This is a genomic window from Corynebacterium sp. HMSC30G07 (assembly GCF_001806945.1).
GTDB classification, from domain to species: domain Bacteria; phylum Actinomycetota; class Actinomycetes; order Mycobacteriales; family Mycobacteriaceae; genus Corynebacterium; species Corynebacterium riegelii.
This window is the reverse complement of sequence record NZ_KV786473.1, coordinates 194,559-219,898: the sequence shown is the minus strand read 5'-3', so window position 1 is coordinate 219,898 and position 25,340 is coordinate 194,559. Positions and strand designations below refer to the sequence as shown.

Sequence of the window (25,340 nt, the reverse complement as noted above, 5' to 3'; positions counted from 1 at the left end):
GCCTCATGCATACACTGCGCGAGGCGACACCGGCGGATAGGGATCAGGTTTGTGAGGTATGGGATGTCTCCGGCATCACCAACCGTTGGAACAACCCGCCGGTAGATTTTGATCTGGCAATGGCCACCCCCACCAGCACCATCTTCGTTGCGGAAGCCGACGGGGTTATTGACGGCGTAATCATGCCCGGTTTTGACGGCCACCGCGGCTGGCTGCACATGGTTGGGGTTCGCCCGGAAGTGCAGGGAAGCGGCATTGGGCGGATGCTTGTTAACGCCGCCGTGAAGTACCTCGCCGACCTAGGCACCCCAGCCATCCACCTGATGGTCATGCCGACGAACACCCAGGCCGTGAAGTTCTGGGAGCACTACGGATTTGAACGCATTGATCCGCCGGTGTGGAACCTGAACCCGGATACGTTTGCTGCTATTGCGCAGACCAAGACTCAGTCCGTTTAAAGCAGCACGCCACCAACGCACCAAGCGCGATGACGGCGCAGGGCAGCCAGATGGATGTACTCATGGCGTCTGCAAACGGCTGGTGCAGCGGCGGCGGCAGCGTGCCACTCATGTGCGTTGCAGCGGCGCCGGTGGTGCTGGTTTCGCCAGCGCTGCCGCCGAGCGTGCGCGTGAGCTGCGATGTCATCATCGCTGCGATGGCTGCAGAGCCGATCACGGCACCGATCTGACGTGTGGTGTTGTAGACGCTGGAACCGGCACCCGCCAGCGTGCGTTCCAGGTTGCGGGTGGCCACCATGGACAGCGGGCCCCACATCATGGAGTTGGCCACGCCGTAGAGCGCGGCGATGGCGTACATCCAGCGCGAATCTACCTCAGGAGTAGTGATCAGTGCTGATATCGCCATAGATAGTGCCGCGAGCGAAAGCCCGGTGATGGCAAAGGGCTTCGGGTCATGTGTGTTGGTGAGTCTGCCGATGATCGGCGCCAGCACGCCAGAGATGACGCCCGACGGAAGGACCAGCAGCGCAGCCTGCGTTGGCGTGAATCCTTGGACGTTTTGCACGTAGATCATCCACGGAATGATGTAGGTGGAAACGGCGAACCCGACGGTGGCGATGGTGACGTTGGCCAAGGTGAAGTTGCGGTCATTGAACAGCCGCAAGGGAACCAGCGCGGTATCTCCAAGCGTCCGCTGCTTTTGCACAAACAGCGTCAGCAGCACAGCCGCGGCGATAAGCAGCGCCCAGACCCGCCAGTCCCAGTTGAAGTGCTCCGCCTCCTGAATGCCAAATACTAGGCAGAACATGCCCGTGGCGCTTAAAACAACGCCGAGCCAGTCAAACGTGCGGTTCGTCTGCTCCAGCTTGGGCACGTAGATAAGCGCCAAGATGATGCCGATAATGCCAATGGGCACGTTGACGTTGAAGATCCAGGGCCAGCCGCCGGCGTCTACAAGCACGCCGCCTAGCAACGGTCCCATAACAGTGGCAAGGCCAGCGGTTGCGCCCCACACTCCCATAGCACCGCCGCGCTGGGTGGGGGTAAACGTGCGGATCATCACCGACATGGTTTGCGGCGTGACCATCGCCCCGCCGAGTCCTTGGAATGCGCGCGCCGCGATCAGTGCTGCGGAGGTGCTAGCCAAGCCGCATGCGAGGGATGAGAGGGTGAATAGTGCCAGCCCAAGGATGTAGATGTTTCGTGGCCCGAACCGGTCGCCGAGGCGCCCAGTGATCAAAAGCGGCACAGCGTACGCAAGGAGGTAGGCGCTATTGACCCAGATGACCTCGTTGTAGCTGGCGCCAAGATCCTCAGTAATCGCCGGGATTGCAACGGAGACGATGGTGGAATCCACCAAGATCATGAAAAAGCCCAGCATCATTGCCCAAAGCGCCGGCCATGGCGAGCTCTGCTGGGGCGAAGGTGGGGTTGTGGGCTTCATCGCTGTGACTTTACGCCACGTACCCCACACGCCCGCGGAGATGGGCATCTCCGCAGGCTAAATGGGGGCTAGAACGGCAGCACGTCCTGGATCTGTGCCGGCAGCAGCGGGCGCAGCATCGGCCAGCTGAACACCGCAAGCGCACCGATGGAGGCGATAATGCCAAGGACAATCGCCGTGGTTTGCAGGGAATCCGAAGACGTCGGAACCGGAAGCGTCGGCTCCGGCAATGCGGGGCGGATCGTCTTTTCCGGGAACTCCGTGCGCGGCGCGATGGATTCAAACGGCTGGCCGCTTTCATCGACCAGGTTTGGGTAGAAGGTTTCCAGACCGCGGACGTTGAACTGAGTCGCCATGTAACGGCTATTGTCACTGGTCTTCCACTGGGAGACAACAATGTCCATGTCATTGATGCTGGAACCCGGCACGATGTAGCCGCCGTAGGGCTGCGACCAGTTGGATGGCGTTTGCTGGTTAGACCAAGGCCCATTCTTCGCGATAGCGACGGCGGGGACGTTGTTCCAATCAACGTCAATATCCTTGGAAATGCGCACCTCTACCTGCAGCGTCGTCTCGTTGAAAAGCACGAGTACCCAGTTGCCGTCGATGTAACGCAAGTTCATCTCGCCGGCGTTGACCACGCGGCCTTCGGTGTCATGATCCAGGATGGCGGTGCCAGAGCCGTCGACGCCGTACCAGTTGCCGTCGTTAAGATTCAGCATCTTCCAGGCGTTGCGGTTGGTCAGGTTTTCCGGCTCAACGCGGAACAGGTACATGGGCGCAACGTTTGTTTTATTGCGATCAAACGTGGTGGTGACGATGTAAACGTAGCCATCAGGGCCCATCTCCCACGACAACATCTCGTCCATGCCGCGTTGGCTTCCTCGATGCTTCATGGCGGAGTAGTAGAAGCCATCCGGCTGCCAGGTTTGGCCCTGGTCCGTAGACTTCCAAAACTGCGAAACCTCGGTGTTGTGCAACCCGCGGGTACGCATCGCCTGCAGGTACAGCGTTCCGTTGATATTGATAATGTCCGAAGGAATCACGGTGAGGTTGCCGTCGCGCAAGTACCCAAGGGTCTGCTTGACGCGCTCGCCCTTGTTCAACGGGCGCTGAATATCCACGTAGTCATTCTCGTCGCGCTTGGCCACGACACCGACAGGGCTCATCCACTCGCCCTGGCCAACACTTGCGCCACGGAAGGAGTCGCCGAAGATCATGGCGAACTCGCCCTCATCATTAATCGGCGCCATGATGCCCAAATCACCAGAGCGGAAACCCACGTGCTGCGAGTAGGGACCCAGGATGTCACCGAGCACCTGCACGGTCACGTTCGGCTCAACCTGGCTTGGAGCAGCGACGCCTTGTGGGTCCGCGCTGCGAGCAAAACCCTTGTCAAAGTAGCCCAAGGGCTCACCTTCGTCCTGGGTTTGCTCTGCTCCAACTTCAGCGTCTTCAGCCGCTGGGCTGCTGTCCACCGGAACCTCGGGTTTCAACGTTTCGTGCTCGGCAGGCAACTCCTGGGCCTGAGCGTGAGGCGCAGTGGTTGCGGCCAGGGTGAGCGCGGAGATGGTTGCTGCGCTCACGAGGGCGCGGGAAGAGGCGTTGCGGAACATGAAACCCGATTTCTTGACAGCGAAATTCGATACAACTTGCAAGGATCTTGCAAGGATTCTGACTCTAACAAACACATAACTAAAAGGCGCGCGGAAACTGTCCGGAACTGTCCAGTGTTTTGAAGCGTGCGAGGTGCTGTGCCGTTATGCGCTAGTGTGTGAGGCATGTCTCGAATCAGTCCTCTCAACTGGCCGGTTGTGCGCCAGCTACGCGGCGGTGACCTCTTCGCCCGCGGTGAGAACACTGAGTCTCGCCGCACGAAGGAAATGGAAGGGCGCACCATTGACGCTGACCGTGTGGTCAAAAGCGTGTGCCCGTACTGTGCTGTCGGTTGCGGCCAGAACGTCTATGTCAAAGATGGCAAGGTCATCCAGATTGAGGGTGACCCGGATTCCCCGCACTCCCGTGGGCGTCTGTGCCCGAAGGGTGCCGCCTCCGAGCAGCTAGTCAACGCCCCCAACCGTCTGACTGAGGTGCTCTACCGTGCGCCGAAGGCAACGGAGTGGCAAACGCTTGACCGTGAAACCGCGCTGGAGATGATTGCGGATCGCTTCATGGAGGCCCGCAAGAACGGCTGGCAGGACACGGACGAGCACGGCAACCCGGTTCGCCGCACCATGGGCATCGCTGGCCTTGGCGGTGCGGCCATGGACAACGAGGAAAACTACCTGATTAAGAAACTCTGGACTGCCTCTGGCGCGGTGCAGATTGAAAATCAGGCCCGTATATGACACTCCTCCACGGTTCCCAGTTTGGGATCCTCGTTTGGCCGTGGCGGCGCGACCCAGCCGCTGCAGGACATGGCGAATGCGGACTGCATTGTCATTCAAGGGTCGAATATGGCCGAAGCACACCCGGTGGGTTTCCAGTGGGTGATTGAAGCCAAGAATCGTGGTGCTCGGATTATTCACGTGGACCCGAGGTTCACGCGAACGTCCGCAATCGCCCATAAGCACATCCCGATCCGAGGTGGCTCGGATGTGGTGCTGCTTGGCGCGGTGATTAAGTACGTGCTGGACAATGAGCTCTACTTTGAGGATTACATCAAGGCGTTCACCAACGCCTCCGTGATCATCAACGAGGACTTCCAAGACACGGAAGACCTTGAGGGCATCTTCTCTGGCTATGACCCGAAGACGGGTAAGTACGACAACTCCACGTGGCAGCCGAAGCCTGCTTGGGATGCGCAAGTGTCCTGGGATGTGGAGAAGGACGAGACACTTAAGGATCCGAACTGTGTGTTCCAGATCCTGAAGCGCCACTACTCCCGCTACACCCCGGAGATGGTGGAGAAGTCCTGCGGTATTTCGCAGGAAGACTTCTACTACCTGGCTAAGTCCATTGCGGAGAACTCCGGTCGTGAGCGCACGACGTGCTTTGCCTATGCGCTTGGCTGGACGCAGCACACCATGGGTGCCCAGTTCATCCGTACCTGTGCGATCCTGCAGCTGCTCATGGGCAACGTGGGCCGTCCAGGCTCCGGCATTATGGCGCTGCGTGGTCACGCGTCGATCCAGGGCTCGACTGACGTGCCGACGCTGTTCCACCTGCTTCCTGGCTACCTGCCGATGCCGCAGGCGGAGGTGCAAACCTGGGACCAGTACCTGGATACGGTGGCCGTGGCAGACCAAAAGGGTTTCTGGCAGAAGCGCGATAACTATTCGGTCTCCCTGATGAAGGCCTACTGGGGCGATGCGGCCACCGAAGACAACAACTGGGGTATGGACCTCATGCCACGTCTGACCGGTGCACATTCGACGTACCACACGCTGCAGCTGATGATGCAGGGACAGGTTGATGGCTACTTCGTGTTCGGCCAAAACCCGGCGGTGGCGCAGTCCAACGGCTACATGCAGCGCATGGCACTGTCCAAGCTGAAGTGGCTGGTGGTACGCGATTTCCAGGAGATTGAGACGGCAACGTTCTGGAAGGATTCTCCAGAGGTTGCTTCCGGCGCGTTGGTGACCGAGGAGATTGACACTGAAGTCTTCTTGCTGCCTGCCGCGAACCACGTGGAAAAGGCCGGTACATTTACCCAGACGCAGCGTCTGCTGCAGTGGCGCTTCCAGGCGAAGCAGCCACCAGGCGATGCGGATAGTGATCTGCAGTTCTTCTACGAGCTGGGTCTGCGCCTGAAGGAGCGGGTGAAGGATTCCACTGACCCGCGTGACCTTCCGTTGCAGTCCATCACCTGGGACTATGACCTGGATGAGCACGGTGAGATCGATGCAGAGTCTGTGCTGCGTGAGATCAACGGCTACTTCCTCGAAGGTCCGCGCAAGGGACAGCTGGTGGATAGCTTTGCTGACCTGAAGGCGGACGGCACCACCTCGTCTGGCTGCTGGATTTACTCCGGCGTGTTTGCAGGCGGCGTGAACCGTTCCGCAAACAAGCGCCCTGGTTCCGAGCAGGATGAGATGGCGCTTGACTGGGGCTGGGCGTGGCCGCTGAACCGCCGCGTGCTGTACAACCGTGCGTCCGCTGATGCGGATGGCAAGCCGTGGTCTGAGCGTAAGAAGCTGGTCTGGTGGAATGAGGACGCTGAGCGTTGGGAGTCGCCGGATGTGGTGGACTTCCCGGTAAACAAGGCGCCGGATTACAAACCGGATCGTGACGCTGTGGGACCGGATGCGTTGGCTGGCGATGATCCGTTCATCATGCAGCCGGACGGCAAGGGTTGGCTGTTTGCCCCGCGTGGCATGGTCGACGGCCCGATGCCGACGCACTATGAGCCACAGGAGTCGCCATTCCCGAACTTCCTGTACAAGCAGCAGCAGTCGCCGTCGCGAATTGTCATGCGTGGCCCGAATAACCTGTCTGCCCCGAACTACGGTGAGGAAGGCACAGAGGTCTACCCGTACATCCTGAACACCTACCGTTTGACGGAGATGTATACCTCGGGTGCGATGACGCGAACGCTGCCATTCTTGGCGGAGCTGCAGCCAGAGCTGTTCTGCGAGGTTTCCCCGCAGCTGGCCGAGAAGGTTGGTTTGGAAAACGGTGGCTGGGCAACCTTGATTTCGCCGCGTGGCGCAATCGAGTCCCGCGTGCTGGTCACGGACCGCATTCAGTCCCTGACCATTGGGGAGCAGCAGTACGAACAGATCGGCATGCCGTTCCACTACGGCAAAGGCAAGTACGCCGAGGTCAGCGGTGACGGGCCAAATGACCTGCTTGGCATCATGCTGGATCCAAACGTGAACATTCAGGCGTCCAAGGTGTCCGCGGTGGATATCCGCCCGGGCCGCCGTCCACGCGGTGCTGAACGCGATGCGCTGGTGCGTGAGTACCAGAAACGTGCAGGCCTGACCGAGGACACTGGCTCCAAACTGGGCTCGCACGATGCAACCGCGTCGCCGGGACTGGACGATGAGCACACGGCGGAAGTAGATAACACGAAGCAGAATATGGCGGAGAGGGAAGGCTAGGTAGACGCCAATGGCGAAGACGAACAGCATTACCGAAGCGCCACAGCACGTTGGCTACGACCGCGCTGCGCGCAAGGCGTTCTTCACGGACACCTCTATTTGTATTGGCTGCAAGGCCTGCGAGGTGGCCTGTAAAGAGTGGAACCGTAACCCGCAGGACGGCTACGAGTTGTCGGGTAACTCTTACGACAACACCGGCTCGCTCGGCGCGGATACGTGGCGCCACGTGGCGTTTATTGAGCAGAGCGAGGAACAGATCACCAAAGCCCGCGAAGAGGGCGCGAAGTTGGTCTCGCTGGGTATGCCGAGCGTTGGGGCAGGCGGCAACGCTGAAACCACGCAACCCACGCAACCCGCACAGCCTGCGCAGTCTGTTACCCCGGGTGATACACCGGATTTCCGTTGGCTCATGTCCTCTGATGTGTGCAAGCACTGCACCAACGCGGGCTGCCTTGACGTGTGCCCGACAGGTGCGCTGTTCCGTACGGAGCACGGCACCGTGGTGGTGCAAGATGACGTGTGCAACGGTTGCGGCACCTGCGTGGCAGGCTGCCCGTTTGGCGTGATCGAGCGCCGTGAAGACGGCGGCGTGTCCAAGCGCGACGATCGCACGAAGCGTGGAGCAGACTTCACTGTTGGCGAGGTCGCTCCAATCAAGAACATCGGCGTGGCGCAGAAGTGCACGATGTGCTTTGACCGTCAGGCGATCGGGGAGGGCCCGGCGTGCGCCAAGACGTGCCCGACCACGTCGATTAAGTACGGCTCCTACGAGGAGATGCTGGCAACCGCCCAGGCACGCGTGAAGGAGCTACACGCCCAGGGCATGACGGAAGCGCGTCTGTATGGCGCCAACAGCGAGGACGGCGTTGGCGGTACAGGCTCAATCTTCTTGCTTTTGGACGCCCCAGAGGTCTACGGCCTGCCGCCAGACCCCCAGGTGCCAACCGCTAACTTGCCCACGATGGCTAAGCGTGCCGTCTTTGCGGCAGCCGGTCTGATTGGTGCGGTTGCGGGTGCATTTGTGATTGGAGGACGCAGCTAATGGCAGAGTTTGATAGCTACCGGCCCCCGGAAGAGCCGCGCGGACCGAAGCGAAACCAGGGCAGTGGTAGTGGCGGTGCAAAACCGCAGGGCAAGAAGCGGCACCGTGGTGAAGAACTCATGGTGCCGAAAGCGGACTTCACGCAGTATGACTCGTACTACGGCAAGCCAATTGTGAAGTTCCCGCCGTGGGAGTGGCCAATTGCCGGATACTTTTTCCTCGGCGGTGTAGCGGGCGGGTCGGCGCTTCTGGCTGTTGGCGCAGGGCTGACCGGCAACCGTGAGCTGCAGCGCAACACCCGACTGACCACGTTCGCGGCGGCAGGGTTGGGATCGAGCTTTCTCATTTTGGACCTAGGACGTCCGGAGCGGATGCTCAACATGTTCCGCGTGTTCAAACTGTCCTCGCCCATGAGCGTGGGTTCGTGGATTCTGGGAGCGTTCGGTTCAACCGCTGCGGTGCCTGCGATAGCTGAGGTAGACACCCTCACGGGTGAGCGCCTGCCGCTGCCCGATTTCGCGCGTAGCTTCCTCCACTGGGCCGCCACTCCTGCTGGTGTGGCTGCCGGCCTGCTCGGCGCGCCCCTTGCCGCGTACACAGCAGTGTTGTTGGGCAACACGTCAGTGCCGCTGTGGCAAGACGCGCATAAGGAACTGCCGGCGCTGTTTGTCTCCTCAGCGGCAGCTGCCTCCGCAGGAGCGGCGCTGGTGACCACGTCCACCAGGAACAACGGTCCGGCACGCGTGCTGGGTGCCGTTGGCGCCGCGGCGGACATCTTGGCCTCCAAGAACGTGGAGCGTAACCTGCACGCGCCACTGGAGGAGACGATGCACCAGGGCAAGGCCGGCAAGCTGCTCAAGGCGGCAGAGGCCTGCGTTATCGCAGGTGGCCTTGGCGCTCTGGTGGGTGGCCGCAACCGTGTCATCGCAGCGCTTTCGGGTGCGGCACTCATGGCCGGTTCCTGCCTAACCCGCTTCGGCATCGTCCAAGCGGGACGTCAGTCCACCGAAGACCCGAAGTATGTGGTGGAACCCCAGCGCGCCCGACTTAAGGAGCGCCAGGCCGCAGGCCAGGTGGGGGACTCCATCACCACAGCGCGCTAAAAACAAGCGCTAGCGCACGCGCACCCGACCGTTGCCCGGCACGGTTTCGCCGATGATGGGGTAGCCGGGCACTTCGCCGATGACGAGGAGGCCGCCGGACGTCTGGGCGTCGGCAAGCAAGAGCAGCGCCTCCTCATCCAGGTCGGAGTCGACGTGGGGGCTGACCCAGTCCAGGTTTCGGCGCGAGCCGCCAGGGACGAAGCCGTCGCGGAGGGTTTCACGTGCGCCGTCGATAAAAGGCACAGCAGCGAAATCAATCACCGCATCCACCCTGGAGGCGCGTGCCATCTTGTACAGGTGTCCGAGCAGGCCGAAGCCGGTGACATCGGTCGCTGCCTTCACACCAGCATCCACCGCAGCGCGAGAGGCATCCCGGTTCAGCGTGGTCATGACGTCGACTGCCTGCTGGAACCACTCGCCGGTGGCCTTGTGGCGGTTGTTCAGCAGGCCGGAGCCGATCGGCTTGGTCAGGGTGATTGGCAGCCCGGCCTCGGCGGAGTCGTTGCGCATCAGTCGCGCGGGGTCGGCGGTGCCGGTTGCGGCCATGCCGTAGATCGGCTCCGGTGCAGTAATGGAGTGTCCGCCGGTAACGGAAATGCCGGCTTCAGTTGCGGCGTCGAGCCCGCCGTGGAGGACTTCACGGATCAGTTCCTGCGGCAGGACTTCGCGCGGCCAGCCCAAAATATTCAGGGCAGTAATTGGGGTGCCGCCCATGGCGTACACATCGCTGAGCGCGTTGACGGCGGCGATCTTGCCCCAGGTATACGCATCATCCACCACAGGGGTGAAAAAGTCGGTGGTGGAGATAATCGCCAGGTCATCGCGGACGCGGATGGCGGAGGCATCATCACCGTCGTCAAGACCAACGATCACGTTGGGGTCTGTAAAGCCAACCAAGCCGGCTACTGCGTCTTCGAGTTCCCCGGGTGGGATTTTGCAGGCGCACCCGCCACCGGCAGCAAATTGGGTCAGTCGGATTTCTGAGGCTGTTTTGCTCATATCGCTGTATGGTAGCGTCACGCGACGGAGGCGTACGTGTCCTGGTGGGCGCCCCAGTCTTCAAAACTGGTGAGGTTGAGCATCTCAGCCTGGCAGGTTCGATTCCTGTCCGTCTCCGCCATAGTTTTTCGGGAGGTTTCGTTTGGATCCGCGCCGCAGCATTCCCCGTACGGATGAGCTTTTATTGCTTGCCGACGCCACGTCGAACCTCTCAACCGCCACCCTCAAAGCCCTCGCGCACGATGTGCAGGCGGCTGCCCGCCGAGGCGAGATTTCGCCTGAGGATGTGCGCGACGTGTTTGTGGCGCGGGCGAACCAAGGCGCAACCACCCTGACTCCCGTGATCAACGCAACGGGCGTGGTTGTGCACACGAACGTGGGGCGTGCGCCCCTGTCGACCGGCGCGGTGGAGGCGATGTCCCGCGCGGCAGGCTACGTGGATGTGGAGATGGACTTAGAGGCAGGTGTGCGCTCGCGTGAGCGTGGCAAGCAGGCAACGGATGCGTTGCTGGCCGCGTGCCCTGCCGCCGAGGACGCGCTGGTGGTGAACAACGGTGCCTCCGCGTTGCTGCTGGCAGCGGCAACGTTTGCTGAGGGTGGGGACCTGGTAATCTCTCGTGGTGAGCTCATTGAGATCGGCGCGGGTTTCCGGCTGCCGGAGCTGATTGAGTCCGCGCGCGTGCGCCTGGTGGAGGTCGGTGCGACGAATCGCACGCACCCCGCGGACTATGAGCGCGCGCATGAGGCGAAGGCGATTTTAAAGGTGCACCCGTCCAACTATCGGGTGGAGGGCTTCACGGCGAGTGTGAGCGTGGCACAGCTGCGTGAGATCGCCAACGCCAATGGCCAGACGCTGATCGTGGACACAGGCTCTGGCCTGCTGGCCCCGGACCCGCTGCTGCCGGATGAGCCGGATGCGACGACCGCGTTGAAGCAGGGTGCGGACGTGGTGTTGTTTTCCGGCGACAAGCTTTTGGGCGGCCCGCAGGCAGGCGTGGTGTTGGGCACGCGTGAGGCGATTGCGAGGATGCGCAAGCACCCGCTGGCACGCGCGGTGCGCATTGACAAGCTGCGCCTTGCAGCGCTTGAGGCGACGATGCGTCTTGCCTACAACCCCACGCACGCCTACCTGCACGCGGACCCGGCTGTGTTGAAGCAGCGCACCGAGGCCTTGGCGGCAAAGGTTGGCGGCACGGTTGTGGCGCACGATGGCCGCGTTGGCGGTGGGGGAGCGCCCGGCCACCCGCTTCCCGCCTACGCGGTGGAGTTGGACGAGGAACTGGCTCATGCTTTACGACGCCACGATCCCGCCATTCTCGGCCGCGTCCACGGCGGGCGCTTACTCATTGACCTGCGTTGTGTGCCTGAAGACCAAGACGCGCTTGTTGCTGCCGCCATTGTTGAGGCTGTAGATGAAGCCGCGGGTGAGGTACGCGCATGAGCTTTGTCGTTGCCACCGCAGGCCACGTAGATCATGGCAAGTCCACCCTGGTCAAGCGTTTAACCGGCATGGAGCCGGACCGCTGGGACGAGGAGCGCAAACGCGGCCTGACCATTGATCTTGGGTTCGTGTGGGTCGGCGACATCGCCTTTGTGGACGTGCCGGGCCACGAGCGTTTCATTGCCAACATGCTTGCCGGTGTGGGACCCGCGCCGGCGGTGTTGCTGGTTATCGCTGCTGATGAGGGGTTCAAAGAGCAGTCCAAGGACCACCTGGACGCCATCAACGCGTTCGGCATCACCACTGGCGTGATTGCGATGTCGCGCGCGGACAACGCTAACCCGCAGCGCCGCACCGAGGTGCGCCAGCAGATCGCGCGCGAGGTCGCCGGCACCACAGCACAGGACTGGCCGGTGGTGGAGGTATCCGCGAAGACCGGCGAAGGAATCGGGGAGCTCACCCGTACCCTCCACGAGGCGCTTGAGGCCGCACCGGCCCCGGACCCAGGCGCGCGGATCCGCTTTTGGGTGGATCGTGCTTTCAGCGTCAAAGGTGCGGGCACGGTGGTTACCGGTACGCTCACCGCTGGCACGATCCGACCGGGGGACGTGCTTGAACTGCGCGGTCAGCAGGTCCACGTGCGTTCCGTGCAGTCTGAGGACACCCCCATTGACGTGGCGCAACCGGCGATGCGTGTGGCACTGAACCTGCGTGGCATCGACGCCGAAAGCATTGGCCGCGGCGATGCCTTACTCACCCCGGGAGCTTGGCAGAGCACTCTGCTTATCGACGCCACGTTAACCACCCCAACCACCTCCCCCCTCCCACGCGAAGCCGTCGCCCACGTTGGTACCGCCAGCGTGCCGTGTGCCGTGCGGCTGCTGGGGAGGAACCACGTGCGCCTTAGCTTTGAGTTGCCGCTGCCGCTCAAGATCGGCGACACGGTAGTGTTGCGCGGCTCCGGCGAGCAACACATCCTGGCTGGTGCTCGCGTGGTGGACGCGGACCCACCGGCCTTTCTCCGCCGCGGGGACGCCGCACGTCGCGCCGAAGCGCTACCCACACTGCCCGATATCAACGCCGAGATTACCCGCCGCGTGGCCGTTACCCCAGAACACCTGGCGCGGCTGGGCTACGACGTACCCGACACACCACCAACGGGAGCAGTCGCGTTTGCTGGCTACTGGATTCAAGCCAGCCAAGTCATGGCTTGGAAGACCGCCCTGCTCAAAGCCGTTGCAGAACATGAGCGGAGCCACCCGCTGTCGGCAGGGATGGGGGTTGCGGAGGGCGTGGATAAGCTAAAGCTCCCCGATGCCAAGCTGCTGCCACTGGCTGCCGCCGCGGCAAAACTGACGATGGCCGAAGGGCTGATTTCGACTGGCCGCACACTCGATTTGGGCGAGGGGATAGCCAAACTGGAGGAGCACCTGCACGCCCAGCCGTTTGCCGCGCCCGAGGCCGCTGACCTTGCGGCGTGGGGAGTGGGCGATAAGGAGCTGGCGGCAGCCGAGCGTGCCGGGCGCATTGTGCGGATCGCTGACGGTGTGGTGTTGCTTGCCAACGCCCCCGCCAAAGCCGCCGCGCTTCTCCAAGAATTGGAACAACCATTTTCGGCCTCCGACGCCCGCAAAGCGTGGGGCACCACTCGGCGCGTGGCAATTCCGCTGCTAGAAATGCTTGACGCGCGCGGTGTTACCCGTCGTGTTGACGGTACCGCGCGCGTCTTGCGCTAGTTATACAGCGCTGGTTACACAGCGTCATGCTCGTGCGGATCGTTGTCCGCATCCGCCTTGGTCTCGTGGCGAGTGCCCGGCTTGTGCTCCGGAGCTGCGTAAATGGAGTAGAGCTTCGCCGGCTTGTCGGACTCATTGACAAAGTTGTGGAATTTGCCGGATGGCACGAACGCTGCCCAGTCTGCGCCAACAACCTGGTCAACCTCAAGGTCGTCCTTGCTCGGGCCGATCTGTGCGCGCAGCTCGCCCTCCTCAAGGCGGAGGAACTGATCGTGACCATCGTGGATCTCAGCGCCAATCTCGCCGCCAGCCGGGATGGTCATAACCGTCAGCTGCAGGTACTTTCCGGTCCACAGGGTTTCACGGAAGGCCTCATTTTCCAGGGTGGCCTTCTCAATATCTACTACGTACGGGTTAGGTCCTTTATCGTTGCTCATAGGCCCCACCGTACGCGTCTTTGCCTACTTGCGGTGCCGACCAACCTCGCCAGCAACCCGTTCGCGACGCCTGAGCTGCACCTTCTCAACTTCGGTGAGGTAGCCACCGGCACCTTGCCACCCGGTTTCGGGCTTTTCCTTAACGACGGCACGCTCCCGCACCTCTACCGGTTTATCTTCCGGTTTATCTTCCGGAAGCTCCACCTTGGCAAACATCTGCGTCGGTGCGGCGACATCGTCGGGGCGGTCCTCACCTGTCAGCGACACGTAGCGTGCCCTGTAGTGCGGCCGGATCGTGTCTTCCGGGTCCGTGGCAAAGGGACGCTCCACGGTGACTGCCCACGAGCCGTCGGGAAAATCCACGAGTGACCACGGGGTAGTAGGCGTCGTGTCCGGGACCTTCAGCGCGGGGATTGTCTGCAGGCCCTCAGACGGGGCGCCGGCATTGAGCGCAGCCATGCCATCGAGCAGCACGGCGCGAACATACAGTGGGGCGCCGGCTTCTTCTATAAACGCAAGTAGCTGTGCGGCGTCTTCGGCGTCGAAGCCACCGAGTGCCTTGCCGTTGAGCGTGACAGCAACGGTGCCTGCCAGCGGGTGCAACGCAACAAACCAGGTGCCGGGGGAGAGTGCGACGAGCTCGTCAGCACTGAACTCTCCTTTGGCGGTATCCACCACAATCATGTCCCCAGGCGGTAGCACCAGCGCACCTTCTGGAGGATCGTTGCGAGGCACCGTAAGTTGGTGCGGCGGCAGAATAATTTTGGCCCGAAACAGGCCGGTCTGGTTATCAAAACGGATCTCTGCGACCGTGGTTGGCATCAACAGCGAGGCCTCAACGCGTTGCATCTCCGGGTAGCGCTCGCGGTGCCTAGCCGCGACTTCCCCCAGCACTCTGCCCTGGGTGCGGTCATGGCCCACCCGGCGTACCCGCCACGATCCGTTGAGCGGATTCGGGTGGAGCAGGACCGGCAAAAATGCTGAATTTTTCGTGTCCCCAAACTCTTCAAAAAGGGGAGCTTGGATCACGCTGGCGAGCTCAATTTCCTCGCCAGCACCCCATATCGACGGTGCGAGAGAGTAGAGCCTGTCCATTGCTTCAGCTTAAGCGTTGGCCTTCGCGCCACGCATGTTGCCTAGCAGTTTGCCTAGTAGCGCGACGATTCCCAGCACGATGAAACCGGTGATCAACCCCGCAGTCAGAGACACACCGGTCTCAGCCAGCCACCCAAGCGCCCCGCCGCCAGCGGCCTCCTTGAGGTGCTCCGAGACGTCGTGTGGCCAATGCCAGCCGACAACCTCGTGCAAGCCACGCACGATCAGGTGGCCGCCAACCCACAACATGGCAACCGTGCCCACAACACCAATCGCGGTCAAGATATACGGCATGCCCTTCACAAGGCCACGTCCAAGCGTGGCTGCTTTGTCGCGTTCGATCATGCCGCGGCCGATGTCATCAATCTTGACTAGGATCGCCACCGCGCCATAAACCGCGATGGTGATGAGGATACCCACTGAAACAAGCACGGCAGCCTCCATCCAGATGGGCTGATCAGCAACCTCATCAAGCGCAATGATCATGATCTCCGCACTCAAGATCAGGTCTGTCATGATTGCGCCTTTGACTAAGGAATCCTCATCCTCCGGCGTTTTGTTTACCGCACGTTCCTGCTCTTCTTCAGGATTTGCCTTGATCTTTTGGACGATCTTCTCTGCGCCCTCATAACAGAGGTACGTACCGCCCAACATCAACAGCGGTACCAACGCCCACGGCGCGAATGCGTTCAGGACAAGTGCAATGGGCAGGATGATTAGCAGCTTGTTGCGCAAAGAACCCTTGGTAATCTTCCAGATCATCGGCAGCTCACGCGCCGGGGTGACCCCAGAGACAAACTGTGGGGTCACTGCTGCGTCATCAATGACCACGCCCGCAGCTTTCGCAGACGTCTTCGCCGTCATCGCTGCCACGTCGTCGGCTGAGGCGGCGGCAGTGCGGGCGATCAGCGCAACGTCGTCAAGCAGGGCGAGCAAACCACCGGACATGAATGGCTCCTTTGGTAGGTAGCGGCGGGCGTAACCCTTTGACGCTACCAGCCCAGCAGCAGGTCACAGTGAACGCAAAGTAAATACGAGAAAAACTTTCGGGTGGATTTACGGAATCTGTTGGGTAGTATTGTGTTCTATTCCGGCTACCGGTAACAAATGTGATTGGGATCATTGGGATCATCACATGAATCAAGGAGAATCTATAGTGAACATGAAGAAGACCCTGGCTGTTGTTGCAGCCAGCGCGCTAACCTTCACCATGGCCGCATGTGGCTCGGACAGCGCCTCCACCGGCGGCGCAGACGGCGGCAATTACATCACCGCTAGCGGCACTGAGCCGCAGAACCCGCTCATCCCAGGTAATACCAATGAGGTCGGCGGCGGCAACATCGTCGATATGATCTACTCGGGTCTTGTCTACTTTGACAAGGACGGCGTGTCCCACAACGAGATGGCACAGTCCGTTGAGCTGGAGGGTGAAAAGACCTACCGCGTGACCCTGCGCGATGACATCAAGTGGTCCGACGGCTCCCCGGTGACCTCCAAGGACTTCGTCAACACCTGGAACAAGGTTGTTGAGGATGCGATGCTCGGCGCTTACTTCTTCGAGTCCATCCTGGGCTTCGAGGAGGGCAAGCCGCTCGAGGGCCTGGAGATTGTGGACGATCAGACGTTCACCATCGAGCTGACCCAGCCAGAAGCCGACTTCCCGCTGCGCCTGGGCTACTCCGCCTTCTACCCAATGCACGAGTCTGCATTCGATGACCTCGCTGCATACGGCGAGAACCCGATCGGCAACGGCCCGTACAAGCTTGCTGAGTGGAACCACAACCAGGACGCCATCATCGTTCCAAACGAGGAGTACTCCGGCGACCGCGCTGCGCAGAACGACGGCATCAACTTCGTCTTCTACGCACAGCAGGACGCTTCCTACGCTGACCTGCTCGCAGGCAACCTGGACGTGACCGACGCTATCCCGGACTCTGCGTTCGCAACCTTCAACGACGAGCTGGGCGAGCGCGCCGTGAACCAGCCGGCTGCCATCTTCCAGTCCTTCACCATCCCGGAGCGCCTCGAGCACTTCGGTGGTGAAGAGGGCAAGCTGCGCCGCGCTGCAATCTCCCGTGCAATCAACCGCGAGGAGATCACCGCGACCATCTTCGACGGCACCCGCACCCCGGCAACGGACTTCACCTCCCCGGTGATCGCTGGCCACACCGACACCCTGAACGGTGCTGAGGTTCTGGAGTACGACCCGGAGGAAGCAAAGCGTCTGTGGGAAGAGGCTGACAAGATCAACCCGTGGACCGGCACGTTTGCCATCTCCTACAACGCTGATGGTGGCCACCAGGCATGGGTTGATGCAGTTGCAAACTCCATCAAGAACACCCTGGGCATTGAGGCTGAGGGCAACGCATACCCGGACTTCAAGTCCCTGCGTGATGACGTGACTAAGCGCGAGATCACCACCGCGTTCCGCACCGGCTGGCAGGCAGACTACCCGTCCTTGGGTAACTTCCTGTCCCCGCTGTACGGCACGAACGCTGGCTCCAACGACGGTGACTACTCCAACGCCACCTTCGACCAGCTGCTGAAGCAGGCTGCCGGCGCAGCCAGCGTTGAGGAGGCTTCCGAGTACTACAACGAGGCTCAGGAGATCCTGCTGCAGGACCTGCCGGTTATCCCGCTGTGGTACTCCAACGTGGTCGGTGGCTACTCCGAGAACGTTGACAACGTGGCATTCTCCTGGAAGTCTGTCCCGCTGTTCTACGCAATCACTAAGAAGTAACGTCCCTCCAAGCGGATGCCGCTTCGTAGTTGCACAAACCCACACTCAGACACGGCTCGTGTCGGGTGTGGGTTTCGTGTTGCGTCCGGCGGTATTCTGCCAAGCATGTCCGCAACACCGACGACTGAAGACAACTGAAGACAACTGAAACTGTCAACGAAACTGCTTAACCGAAAGAGAGCGAACTAACCCATGTGGCGCTACATCGGGCGGCGGCTCTTGCAAATCATCCCCGTGTTCTTCGGGGCCACGCTTTTGCTCTATGCCCTCGTCTTTCTTATGCCGGGCGACCCAGTCGAAGCGCTCGGCGGCGACCGAGGCTTGAGCGAAGCTGCTCGCCAACGCATCACCGAAGAGTACAACTTAGACAAGCCATTCTTGGTCCAGTACCTGCTCTACCTCAAGGGCATTTTGACGCTGGACTTCGGCACGACGTTCTCCGGCCAGCCGGTGCGCTCCGTAATGGCAAACGCCTTCCCGGTCACCATCAAGCTGGCGCTGATGGCGCTGGCCTTTGAAGCCATCTTTGGCATCATCTTCGGCGTGATCGCCGGTGTTCGCCGCGGCGGCATCTTCGACTCCACCGTGCTGGTTGTCTCCCTGTTTGTTATTGCGGTGCCGAGCTTTGTTATCGGTTTCGTGCTGCAGTACCTCGTTGGCGTGAAGTGGGGATTACTCCCCGTGACAGTGGGAAGAAACGAAAGCTTCACAGCGCTGTTAATGCCCGCGGTGGTGCTAGGCGCCTTGTCATTTGCGTACGTGTTGCGATTAACCAGGCAGTCCGTCAGCGAAAACCTCCGCGCGGATTATGTGCGTACCGCCCGTGCTAAGGGCCTGTCCAACGGTCAAGTGATGAACCGCCACGTGCTGCGCAACTCCATGATCCCGGTTGTGACCTTCCTGGGTGCTGACCTTGGTGGGCTGATGGGTGGCGCCATTGTTACCGAAGGCATCTTTGGCATCAACGGCGTTGGCGGCACCATCTTCCAAGCAATCATCAAGGGTGAGCCTGCCACGGTGGTGTCATTCACCACGGTGCTGGTGATCGTGTACATCGTTGCCAACCTGCTGGTGGACCTGCTCTACGCTGTCCTGGATCCGAGGATTCGCTATGCATAACCCAAAAACCAATAACGCTGTAGATGCTGTAGATACTGTGCTGCCTGGGCAGGAATACTACGTAGCTGAGACTGATGAGTCGGGCCTCGGCGCCGTTGACGCTGTGGCCGATGACCGGGCGCCGTCAAGCCAATGGGGCGAAGCGTGGAAGTACCTGCGCCGCCGTCCCCTGTTTTGGGTAGCAGCCGCACTGATTCTGATGGCGCTTGCCGTGGCAATCGCACCTCAGCTGTTCACCGCTACTGACCCGCGTGAGTGCATCCTGTCGCGCTCACTGAATGGACCGACCTCTGGCCACCCATTTGGTTTTGACCGTCAAGGCTGCGACATTTACGCGCGCACCATCTACGGTGCACGTGCATCCGTTGCTGTGGGCGTGCTGACCACGCTGATTGTTACCGCACTTGGCACCATCATCGGTTCCATCGCCGGCTTCTACGGTGGTATCTGGGACACGCTGCTGTCTCGCCTGACAGATATCTTCTTCGCCGTCCCGCTGGTGCTGGCTGCGATTGTGGTTATGTCCATGTTCCAAAACCAGCGCTCCATCTGGATGGTGGTGCTTGCACTGTCTATGTTTGGCTGGACGCAGATCGCACGTATTACGCGTGGCGCGGTGATGGGTGTGAAAAACGACGAGTTCGTGACCGCTGCGCGCGCACTTGGCGCTTCCGACAGCAAGATCATCTTCTCCCACATCCTGCCGAATGCAGCGGCGCCGATCATTGTGTACGCGACGGTGGCGCTGGGCACGTTCATTGTTGCTGAGGCAACGCTGTCGTTCCTTGGTATTGGTTTGCCAACGTCCGTGGTGTCGTGGGGTGGAGATATTTCGAGGGCGCAGGCGTCCCTACGCACCCAGCCCATGGTGCTGTTCTACCCGGCAATTGCCCTGGCACTGACGGTGCTGAGCTTTATCATGATGGGCGACGTGGTCCGCGACGCCCTCGACCCGAAGGCGAGGAAGCGATGAACCAGCCCCTGCTTAACATTGAAGACCTCAAGATCACCTTCGAATCCACCACGGGTGTGGTGGAAGCCGTACGTGACTTTGACCTGACGATCTACCCAGGCCAATCCGTGGCCATTGTGGGTGAGTCTGGCTCCGGCAAGTCCACCGCTGCGATGAGCATCTTGGGCCTGTTGCCAGGAACCGGCAAGGTGACCAACGGCACCATCACGTTCGACGGAAAGGACCTGACCAACCTCGACGAGAAGGGTTGGCAGGAAATCCGAGGCAGCGAGATTGGGCTGGTGCCACAGGACCCGATGAGTAACCTCAACCCGGTGTGGCGCATTGGCACGCAGGTGGAGGAGTCGCTGCGCGCCAACAACGTGGTGCCGGGCTCCGAGCGCCACAAGCGCGTTGTTGAGCTTTTGGAGGAAGCCGGCCTGCCGGACGCTGAGCGCCGGGCGAAGCAGTACCCGCACGAGTTCTCTGGAGGCATGCGCCAGCGAGCGCTCATTGCGGTCGGCCTGGCTGCACGTCCGAAGCTGCTCATTGCCGACGAACCAACGTCCGCCCTCGACGTCACGGTGCAGAAGAAAATCCTGGATCACCTGGACAAGCTCACCGCTGAGCTGGGTACCTCGCTGCTGTTCATCACCCACGATCTTGGGTTGGCGGCAGAGCGCGCCGACTTCCTCGTGGTGATGCACCGCGGACGCATCGTGGAGAAGGGCCCGAGCCTGAAGATTCTGCGCAATCCACAGCACCCGTACACGCAGCGGTTGGTGAAGGCGGCGCCATCGTTGGCGTCTGCACGCATCCAGTCCGCTAAGGCGCAGGGCCTGGAAACCGCAGAGCGCAAGGCGGGCGACCGCGGCGGCGAGGAAGTCGTGCGCGTGGAGAACCTGGTGAAGGAATTCGACGTGCGCGGCCAAAAAGGCGCCAAGAAGATCCTTCGCGCGGTTGATGATGTGAGCTTTTCTTTACGACGTGGCACGACGCTCGCCCTCGTCGGCGAATCCGGCTCCGGCAAGTCCACCGTGGCCAACATGGTTCTGCGTCTTCTCGAACCGACCAGTGGGCGAGTGATCTTCGAAGGCCAGGATATTGCGCAGCTTAAAGGTAAAGAGCTGTTTGAGATGCGCCGCAAAGTCCAGGTGGTGTTCCAAAACCCCTACGGCTCACTCGACCCGATGTTCTCGGTGTACAAGTGCATCGAGGAACCATTAGCGCTGCACAAGGTCGGCGGCCGCAAGGAGCGCGAATCTCGCGTTGCTGAGCTGCTAGACATGGTGCAGATGCCGCGCTCTGCTATGCGACGCTACCCGAACGAACTCTCCGGCGGCCAGCGCCAACGCATCGCAATTGCGCGTGCGCTTGCGCTGCACCCGGAAGTTGTCGTACTGGATGAGGCCGTGTCTGCACTTGACGTGCTGGTGCAAAACCAGATCATCAACCTGCTGGCAGACCTGCAGGAAGAGCTCGACCTTTCCTACCTGTTCATTACCCACGACCTAGCTGTGGTCCGCCAGACCGCTGACGACATTGTGGTGATGCGCCAAGGCGTTGCCGTGGAGCAGGGGAGTTCGGACGACATCTTTGATAATCCGCAAGACCCATACACCCAGAACCTGATCAATTCGGTTCCGGGCTTGGGCATTGAATTGGGCACTGGCGAAGACCTCGGCATCGAAGTCCGTTAACACCAGTGCCCTAAGGGGGAGTGGGGGTGCTTGTCGGCGCAGGGGGAGCGTCGACAAGCAACAAGGCCCTATTCCGGCTTGTAGGTTTGGCGCACGCGGTTGCGCTCAACCTCCGGGTCAGGAATCGGGATCGCAGACAACAACGCCTTGGTGTACGGGTGCTGGGGGTTATCAAACACCTCATCCGCCTCGCCGAATTCCACGAAGTCGCCCTTGTACATCACCGCAACACGGTCCGACAGGTGGCGGACCACCGACAGATCGTGTGCCACGAACAGGTAAGACAGGCCAAGCTCGCGCTTCAGGGACTCCAGCAGGTTAATCACACCAGCCTGGATAGATACGTCGAGCGCTGAGACCGGCTCGTCCAGCACAATCACCGAGGGGTTGGTGGCAAGCGCACGGGCCAGGCCGATGCGCTGGCGCTGACCGCCCGAGAAGTGGCCTGGGAAGCGGTCAATCTGGGACTCATCCAGACCCACGGTGCGCATCAGTTCAGCAATACGTTCGTCCTTGTCACCCTGGTAACCAAGCGCGTCCAGCGGCTCCTGGATGATCTCCTTGACCGTCATGCGCGGGTTCAGCGAACTCATCGGATCCTGGAACACCATCTGCAGGTTGCGGCGGGCCTTCTGACGCGACGCATGGTTGAATTTCGAGGCATCCTCACCGCACAGCACAATGCGGCTGCCGGGAGCGGGATCCAGGTTCATGATCTCCAGCAAGGTGGTGGTCTTGCCGGAGCCGGACTCGCCCACGATAGCCATGCACTCACCGGCGCGAAGGTCGAAGGAGACGTTCTTGACCGCATGCACAGTGCCCACGCGGCGCTTCACCAACGCACCCTTAGTCAGCGGGAACTCCTTGTTCAGGTTCTCCACTTCCAGGGTCACCTCGCGCTCCTCGCGCGGAACGTGCGCCAGCGAGTCCTGTGGAAGCACCGGGGTGGGGTAGAGGGGGCGGCCGTTGATCATGCCGTTTTCGATCTCGTTGTGGCGGATGCAGGCAACCTCGTGACCTGCAATATCACCCACGGGCTCAAGCAGCGGTTCGCCGTTTGAGCACTCCGGGATGGCAATCGGGCAGCGCGGCGCGAACTGGCAGCGTTCCTGCATGTTCACCAGCTTCGGCGGGGTGCCCTCGATAAAGGTCAGGGGCTCGTCCGAAGGGACGTCCACACGCGGGGTGGAGCCGAGCAGGCCGATGGAGTACGGCATCTGCGGGGCCTTAAACAGCGTATGTACGTCGGCCTTTTCCACGGGGCGGCCACCGTACATCACCAGCACGTCATCTGCGGTGCCGGCAACCACGCCCATGTCGTGGGTAATCATGATGCAAGCCGCGCCAGTTTCGCGCTGCGCAACCTTGATCACGTCCAGGATCTGGGCCTGGATGGTCACGTCGAGGGCGGTGGTTGGTTCATCCGCGATCAGTACCTTCGGATCATTCGCAATCGCAATAGCAATGACCACGCGCTGGCGCATACCGCCGGAAAACTCGTGGGGGAAGGACTTCAGGCGCTTCTGCGGCTCCGGAATACCCACAAGGTCCAAAAGCTCAGCCGCGCGGGTGAGTGCCTTGGACTTGGAAATGTTGTTGTGGGCCTGCATGGCTTCCACCAGCTGCGTACCAATGTCATACACCGGCGTCAAAGCGGACAGTGGGTCCTGGAAGATCATGCCGATCTCGTTGCCGCGGATGTGCGACATGGCCTTGTCGTTTTTGGTCAGCAGTTCCTCGCCTTTGTACAGCACCGAACCGGTGACCTTGGCGTAATCCGGCAAAAGGCCCATCACGGCCATGGACGTAACCGACTTGCCCGAGCCGGACTCGCCCACAATGCCAAGGGTTCGGCCGGGGTAGAGGTCAAAGTCCACGCCGCGCACCGCGGAGACAACGCCTGCCTCCGATGGGAAGGAAACGTTGAGATCACGAACGCTAAGTACCGGGTTAGCGGAATTCACGGAAGATGTCATGCTCGGCCTCCAGAGTTCGAGTTCGGGTCAAAAGCGTCACGCAGGCCGTCAGCAATGAAAGCCATGGAGACGGTCAACAGCGTCAGCACAAGCGCCGGGAAGTAGAACTGCCACGGGGTGGTGATCAGGGTTCCGGTACCGGTCTGCAGCAGGGTACCCAGAGACACATCCGGCAGCTTCACACCCAAGCCAAGGAAGGACAGGGCGGTCTCACTCATGATTGTGGAGACCACGCCCATCATGAACTGGATCACCAACAGCGACGCCACATTGGGGATGATGTGGCGCACAATCGACTTCGGACGGGAGACACCCATGAAACGGGCGGCACGGACGTAGTCGTTTTCTCGGATAGACAAGGCCAGTGACCAAATCACACGAGCGGGGTACATCCAGCCGAAAGCGATGAGCACCACGGTGAGCACCTTCCAGTCGCCGCCAGAGCCGGAGACCAACAGTGCAATCATCAAGAAGGTCGGCACCGCCAGCATGAAGTGGATAATTGCCAGCACGATCTTTTCAAGCACACCGCCGTAGAGCGCAGCACCTGCGCCAATGAGCGCGGAGAGGATCGTGATAGCCAGCGCTGCTGGCACTGCAATGGTCAGGGAACGGCCAAGGCCGTGCACAACCTGAGCGAATAGGTCATTGCCGGAGTCAGTGGTACCAAACCAGTGTTCCTTGCTTGGGCCGGTGGCCAGGTTCAAAAAGTCCGGTTCATCGTAGGCCCAAGGCGTGATGAACTTGCCAAAGACAGCGAGCAGGACCAGCACGATGAAGATAACCGTGCCTACTACCGCCATGCGGTTTCGCAGGAAGCGGCGCAGGTAGATACGGCTCTTGCTGGTGCCGCGTAGCGCTGCGGACTGGTTTGGTGGCTCAGCACTTGCTGTGCCGTCTGCCTGGCGTCCGGTTTCAGACGTAGACGTCATGTCATTAACTGGGATGTTTGCGTGCATACCCAGGTTCTGGCTGGCGCGACGTGGCTGGCCAGAGCTCGAACCGGTGTATTTCGTCGACATTGGTGTGCCTCCCTAGCTAACCCGGACTCGGGGATCAAGTGCCACCACAAGCAGGTCCGCCAAGATCGCAGATATTGCGGTCATCGCGGCGCCGAAGGCAGCAACAGCAACTGCGCCATGCACGTCGTTGCGGCTGATGGTCTGGATGAAGTATTGGCCCATGCCGTTCCAGGCGAAAATGCGTTCCGTCATCACCGCACCGGTGAAAATACCGGGAACGGAGAATGCCACCGAGGTTGCCACCGGAATCAGTGAGGTGCGTAGCGCGTGCTTGCGCACCGCCTGCGCCTTGGTCAGGCCCTTGGCGCGAGCAGTGCGGACGTAGTCCGCGTTCAAGTTATCCAGCAGCAAGGTGCGCTGCATGAAGTGGTAGCCCGCGTAGGAAATGATCAGCAGCGCAAGCGTGGGCAAGATAAGGTGCTGACCAAAGTCAACTAGCTTGTTCCACGTGCCTTGCACATTGGAGCTAGAGGCGCCGGTGACGTAGAAGATACGGCGCCCGGTCCACTCGTTGATCTTGATGCCAAGCCACACCACTGCAATAGACGCCACAACCACGTGCGTGTTCATAGTGATGATGGAAATGCCCTGCCAAACGCGGTCGGCGCGCTTGTACTGACGCGACGCCGTGTACACGCCCACTGCCACACCAATGACGATGGACAGGAAGGTTGCCACGAACGTCAGCTGGGCGGAGACCCAGATGCGAAACGAAATCTGTTCGTTCACCGAGTCACCGAGCGGGGAGTTACCCCAGTCCCAACGAGTCAGAATGCCGGTGAGCCATGTCCACCAACGCTCAATTATCGGCGTATTCGGGCTCAAGTTGTTGGGCTCAAGCAAAGCATCGATCTGCTCTGGTGAAAGCGGAGGGCGACGGCCGAAGTAATTGGCGCGCGGATCCAAGAAAAAGCTGGCGAGGAAATACGTGAGGTTGGTGGCCAGAAATACGATGAGGCTCCAGCTCAGAATTTTCCTTATGAGGTAGCGGAACATGGCGTCTCTCAGTCTGTGTGAAAACGCATAAATCC

19 protein-coding genes and 1 tRNA gene are annotated in these 25,340 nt (G+C 60.9%); 11 read left to right on the top strand and 9 right to left on the bottom strand.

Annotated features, from left to right (window positions below; translation table 11 throughout):
• The first annotated feature begins 5 nt into the window (after positions 1 to 5).
• Positions 6 to 458, top strand: a complete 453-nt coding sequence (locus HMPREF3104_RS09235; protein ID WP_070495332.1) for a GNAT family N-acetyltransferase — start codon at positions 6 to 8, stop codon at positions 456 to 458.
• Here the strand turns inward: HMPREF3104_RS09235 and HMPREF3104_RS09230 are convergent.
• Positions 427 to 1,902, bottom strand: coding sequence for an MFS transporter (locus HMPREF3104_RS09230; RefSeq protein ID WP_246816404.1), 1,476 nt, complete (start codon positions 1,900 to 1,902; stop codon positions 427 to 429). The genes HMPREF3104_RS09235 and HMPREF3104_RS09230 overlap by 32 nt on opposite strands.
• A 68-nt stretch (positions 1,903 to 1,970) precedes the next feature.
• Complete coding sequence (locus HMPREF3104_RS09225) at positions 1,971 to 3,518, bottom strand: DUF4185 domain-containing protein (protein ID WP_070495328.1); 1,548 nt, start codon at positions 3,516 to 3,518, stop codon at positions 1,971 to 1,973.
• 165 nt (positions 3,519 to 3,683) lie between these two features.
• On the opposite strand from HMPREF3104_RS09225, the gene fdnG reads away from it, so the two are divergent.
• Genes fdnG through nrfD form a run of 3 tightly spaced genes read left to right on the top strand, consistent with a single transcriptional unit; the run spans position 3,684 to position 9,092 of the window.
• Positions 3,684 to 6,947 (top strand): formate dehydrogenase-N subunit alpha, encoded by a 3,264-nt coding sequence (fdnG, locus tag HMPREF3104_RS09215; protein WP_210386498.1) that lies wholly within the window; start codon positions 3,684 to 3,686, stop codon positions 6,945 to 6,947.
• A 10-nt stretch (positions 6,948 to 6,957) separates the two neighbouring features.
• On the top strand, positions 6,958 to 7,989 hold the full coding sequence (locus HMPREF3104_RS09210) for a 4Fe-4S dicluster domain-containing protein (RefSeq protein WP_070495327.1): 1,032 nt from the start codon (positions 6,958 to 6,960) through the stop codon (positions 7,987 to 7,989).
• A complete protein-coding gene (gene nrfD, locus HMPREF3104_RS09205) occupies positions 7,989 to 9,092 on the top strand; it encodes an NrfD/PsrC family molybdoenzyme membrane anchor subunit (RefSeq protein WP_070495325.1) in 1,104 nt (367 codons plus the stop codon). The genes HMPREF3104_RS09210 and nrfD overlap by 1 nt, the downstream gene beginning before the upstream one ends.
• Before the next feature lie 9 nt (positions 9,093 to 9,101).
• Here the strand turns inward: nrfD and selD are convergent, their stop codons facing one another.
• Positions 9,102 to 10,091: a selenide, water dikinase SelD gene (gene selD / locus HMPREF3104_RS09200; RefSeq protein ID WP_070495323.1), complete on the bottom strand. Its 990-nt coding sequence runs from the start codon at positions 10,089 to 10,091 to the stop codon at positions 9,102 to 9,104.
• 26 nt (positions 10,092 to 10,117) lie between these two features.
• Between selD and HMPREF3104_RS09195 the strand changes: the two genes are divergently transcribed.
• From HMPREF3104_RS09195 to selB, 3 genes are all read left to right on the top strand, one after another.
• A tRNA-Sec gene (locus HMPREF3104_RS09195) sits at positions 10,118 to 10,212 on the top strand.
• A gap of 21 nt (positions 10,213 to 10,233) precedes the next feature.
• On the top strand, positions 10,234 to 11,532 hold the full coding sequence (gene selA / locus HMPREF3104_RS09190; protein WP_070495321.1) for an L-seryl-tRNA(Sec) selenium transferase: 1,299 nt from the start codon (positions 10,234 to 10,236) through the stop codon (positions 11,530 to 11,532).
• Complete coding sequence (selB, locus tag HMPREF3104_RS09185) at positions 11,529 to 13,268, top strand: selenocysteine-specific translation elongation factor (protein ID WP_070495319.1); 1,740 nt, start codon at positions 11,529 to 11,531, stop codon at positions 13,266 to 13,268. Before selA ends, selB begins: the two co-directional genes overlap by 4 nt.
• Positions 13,269 to 13,282: 14 nt before the next feature.
• On the opposite strand, the gene HMPREF3104_RS09180 is transcribed toward selB, so the two are convergent.
• From HMPREF3104_RS09180 to HMPREF3104_RS09170, 3 genes are read right to left on the bottom strand one after another with little or no spacing between them, the layout of a single operon-like run.
• Positions 13,283 to 13,705, bottom strand: a complete 423-nt coding sequence (locus HMPREF3104_RS09180; RefSeq protein ID WP_070495314.1) for a cupin domain-containing protein — start codon at positions 13,703 to 13,705, stop codon at positions 13,283 to 13,285.
• 24 nt (positions 13,706 to 13,729) lie between these two features.
• Complete coding sequence (locus HMPREF3104_RS09175) at positions 13,730 to 14,800, bottom strand: hypothetical protein (protein WP_070495313.1); 1,071 nt, start codon at positions 14,798 to 14,800, stop codon at positions 13,730 to 13,732.
• A 9-nt stretch (positions 14,801 to 14,809) separates the two neighbouring features.
• Positions 14,810 to 15,748, bottom strand: a complete 939-nt coding sequence (locus HMPREF3104_RS09170) for a DUF808 domain-containing protein (RefSeq protein WP_070495311.1) — start codon at positions 15,746 to 15,748, stop codon at positions 14,810 to 14,812.
• 208 nt (positions 15,749 to 15,956) lie between these two features.
• Here HMPREF3104_RS09170 and HMPREF3104_RS09165 point away from each other — a divergent pair, with 208 nt between their 5' ends.
• From HMPREF3104_RS09165 to HMPREF3104_RS09150, 4 genes are all read left to right on the top strand, one after another.
• Entirely contained in the window at positions 15,957 to 17,540 is a 1,584-nt protein-coding gene (locus tag HMPREF3104_RS09165) for a peptide ABC transporter substrate-binding protein (RefSeq protein ID WP_070495309.1), read from the top strand.
• 192 nt (positions 17,541 to 17,732) lie between these two features.
• Complete coding sequence (locus HMPREF3104_RS09160; protein ID WP_070495307.1) at positions 17,733 to 18,659, top strand: ABC transporter permease; 927 nt, start codon at positions 17,733 to 17,735, stop codon at positions 18,657 to 18,659.
• Positions 18,652 to 19,632 carry an ABC transporter permease gene (locus HMPREF3104_RS09155; protein ID WP_070495305.1) on the top strand — a complete coding sequence of 327 codons (981 nt, stop codon included), beginning with the start codon at positions 18,652 to 18,654 and terminating at the stop codon, positions 19,630 to 19,632. The genes HMPREF3104_RS09160 and HMPREF3104_RS09155 overlap by 8 nt, the downstream gene beginning before the upstream one ends.
• Positions 19,629 to 21,311: an ABC transporter ATP-binding protein gene (locus HMPREF3104_RS09150; RefSeq protein ID WP_070495303.1), complete on the top strand. Its 1,683-nt coding sequence runs from the start codon at positions 19,629 to 19,631 to the stop codon at positions 21,309 to 21,311. The genes HMPREF3104_RS09155 and HMPREF3104_RS09150 overlap by 4 nt, the downstream gene beginning before the upstream one ends.
• 68 nt (positions 21,312 to 21,379) lie before the next feature.
• Here the strand turns inward: HMPREF3104_RS09150 and HMPREF3104_RS09145 are convergent, their stop codons facing one another.
• The 3 genes from HMPREF3104_RS09145 to HMPREF3104_RS09135 form a co-directional block, all read right to left on the bottom strand.
• On the bottom strand, positions 21,380 to 23,287 hold the full coding sequence (locus HMPREF3104_RS09145; protein ID WP_070495301.1) for an ABC transporter ATP-binding protein: 1,908 nt from the start codon (positions 23,285 to 23,287) through the stop codon (positions 21,380 to 21,382).
• Positions 23,284 to 24,219 (bottom strand): ABC transporter permease, encoded by a 936-nt coding sequence (locus HMPREF3104_RS09140; RefSeq protein ID WP_070495299.1) that lies wholly within the window; start codon positions 24,217 to 24,219, stop codon positions 23,284 to 23,286. Before HMPREF3104_RS09140 ends, HMPREF3104_RS09145 begins: the two co-directional genes overlap by 4 nt.
• A 102-nt stretch (positions 24,220 to 24,321) precedes the next feature.
• On the bottom strand, positions 24,322 to 25,305 hold the full coding sequence (locus HMPREF3104_RS09135; protein WP_070495296.1) for an ABC transporter permease: 984 nt from the start codon (positions 25,303 to 25,305) through the stop codon (positions 24,322 to 24,324).
• Positions 25,306 to 25,340 lie beyond the last annotated feature (35 nt).

Bases quoted from the DNA above. Each gene is read 5' to 3' on its own strand.
- HMPREF3104_RS09235 (WP_070495332.1), top strand. From the start codon at position 6: ATGCATACACTGCGCGAGGCGACACCGGCGGATAGGGATCAGGTTTGT.
- HMPREF3104_RS09230 (WP_246816404.1), bottom strand. From the start codon at position 1,902: ATGAAGCCCACAACCCCACCTTCGCCCCAGCAGAGCTCGCCATGGCCG.
- HMPREF3104_RS09225 (WP_070495328.1), bottom strand. From the start codon at position 3,518: ATGTTCCGCAACGCCTCTTCCCGCGCCCTCGTGAGCGCAGCAACCATC.
- HMPREF3104_RS09210 (WP_070495327.1), top strand. From the start codon at position 6,958: ATGGCGAAGACGAACAGCATTACCGAAGCGCCACAGCACGTTGGCTAC.
- nrfD (WP_070495325.1), top strand. From the start codon at position 7,989: ATGGCAGAGTTTGATAGCTACCGGCCCCCGGAAGAGCCGCGCGGACCG.
- selD (WP_070495323.1), bottom strand. From the start codon at position 10,091: ATGAGCAAAACAGCCTCAGAAATCCGACTGACCCAATTTGCTGCCGGT.
- selB (WP_070495319.1), top strand. From the start codon at position 11,529: ATGAGCTTTGTCGTTGCCACCGCAGGCCACGTAGATCATGGCAAGTCC.
- HMPREF3104_RS09180 (WP_070495314.1), bottom strand. From the start codon at position 13,705: ATGAGCAACGATAAAGGACCTAACCCGTACGTAGTAGATATTGAGAAG.
- HMPREF3104_RS09175 (WP_070495313.1), bottom strand. From the start codon at position 14,800: ATGGACAGGCTCTACTCTCTCGCACCGTCGATATGGGGTGCTGGCGAG.
- HMPREF3104_RS09170 (WP_070495311.1), bottom strand. From the start codon at position 15,748: ATGTCCGGTGGTTTGCTCGCCCTGCTTGACGACGTTGCGCTGATCGCC.
- HMPREF3104_RS09160 (WP_070495307.1), top strand. From the start codon at position 17,733: ATGTGGCGCTACATCGGGCGGCGGCTCTTGCAAATCATCCCCGTGTTC.
- HMPREF3104_RS09155 (WP_070495305.1), top strand. From the start codon at position 18,652: ATGCATAACCCAAAAACCAATAACGCTGTAGATGCTGTAGATACTGTG.
- HMPREF3104_RS09150 (WP_070495303.1), top strand. From the start codon at position 19,629: ATGAACCAGCCCCTGCTTAACATTGAAGACCTCAAGATCACCTTCGAA.
- HMPREF3104_RS09145 (WP_070495301.1), bottom strand. From the start codon at position 23,287: ATGACATCTTCCGTGAATTCCGCTAACCCGGTACTTAGCGTTCGTGAT.
- HMPREF3104_RS09140 (WP_070495299.1), bottom strand. From the start codon at position 24,219: ATGACGTCTACGTCTGAAACCGGACGCCAGGCAGACGGCACAGCAAGT.
- HMPREF3104_RS09135 (WP_070495296.1), bottom strand. From the start codon at position 25,305: ATGTTCCGCTACCTCATAAGGAAAATTCTGAGCTGGAGCCTCATCGTA.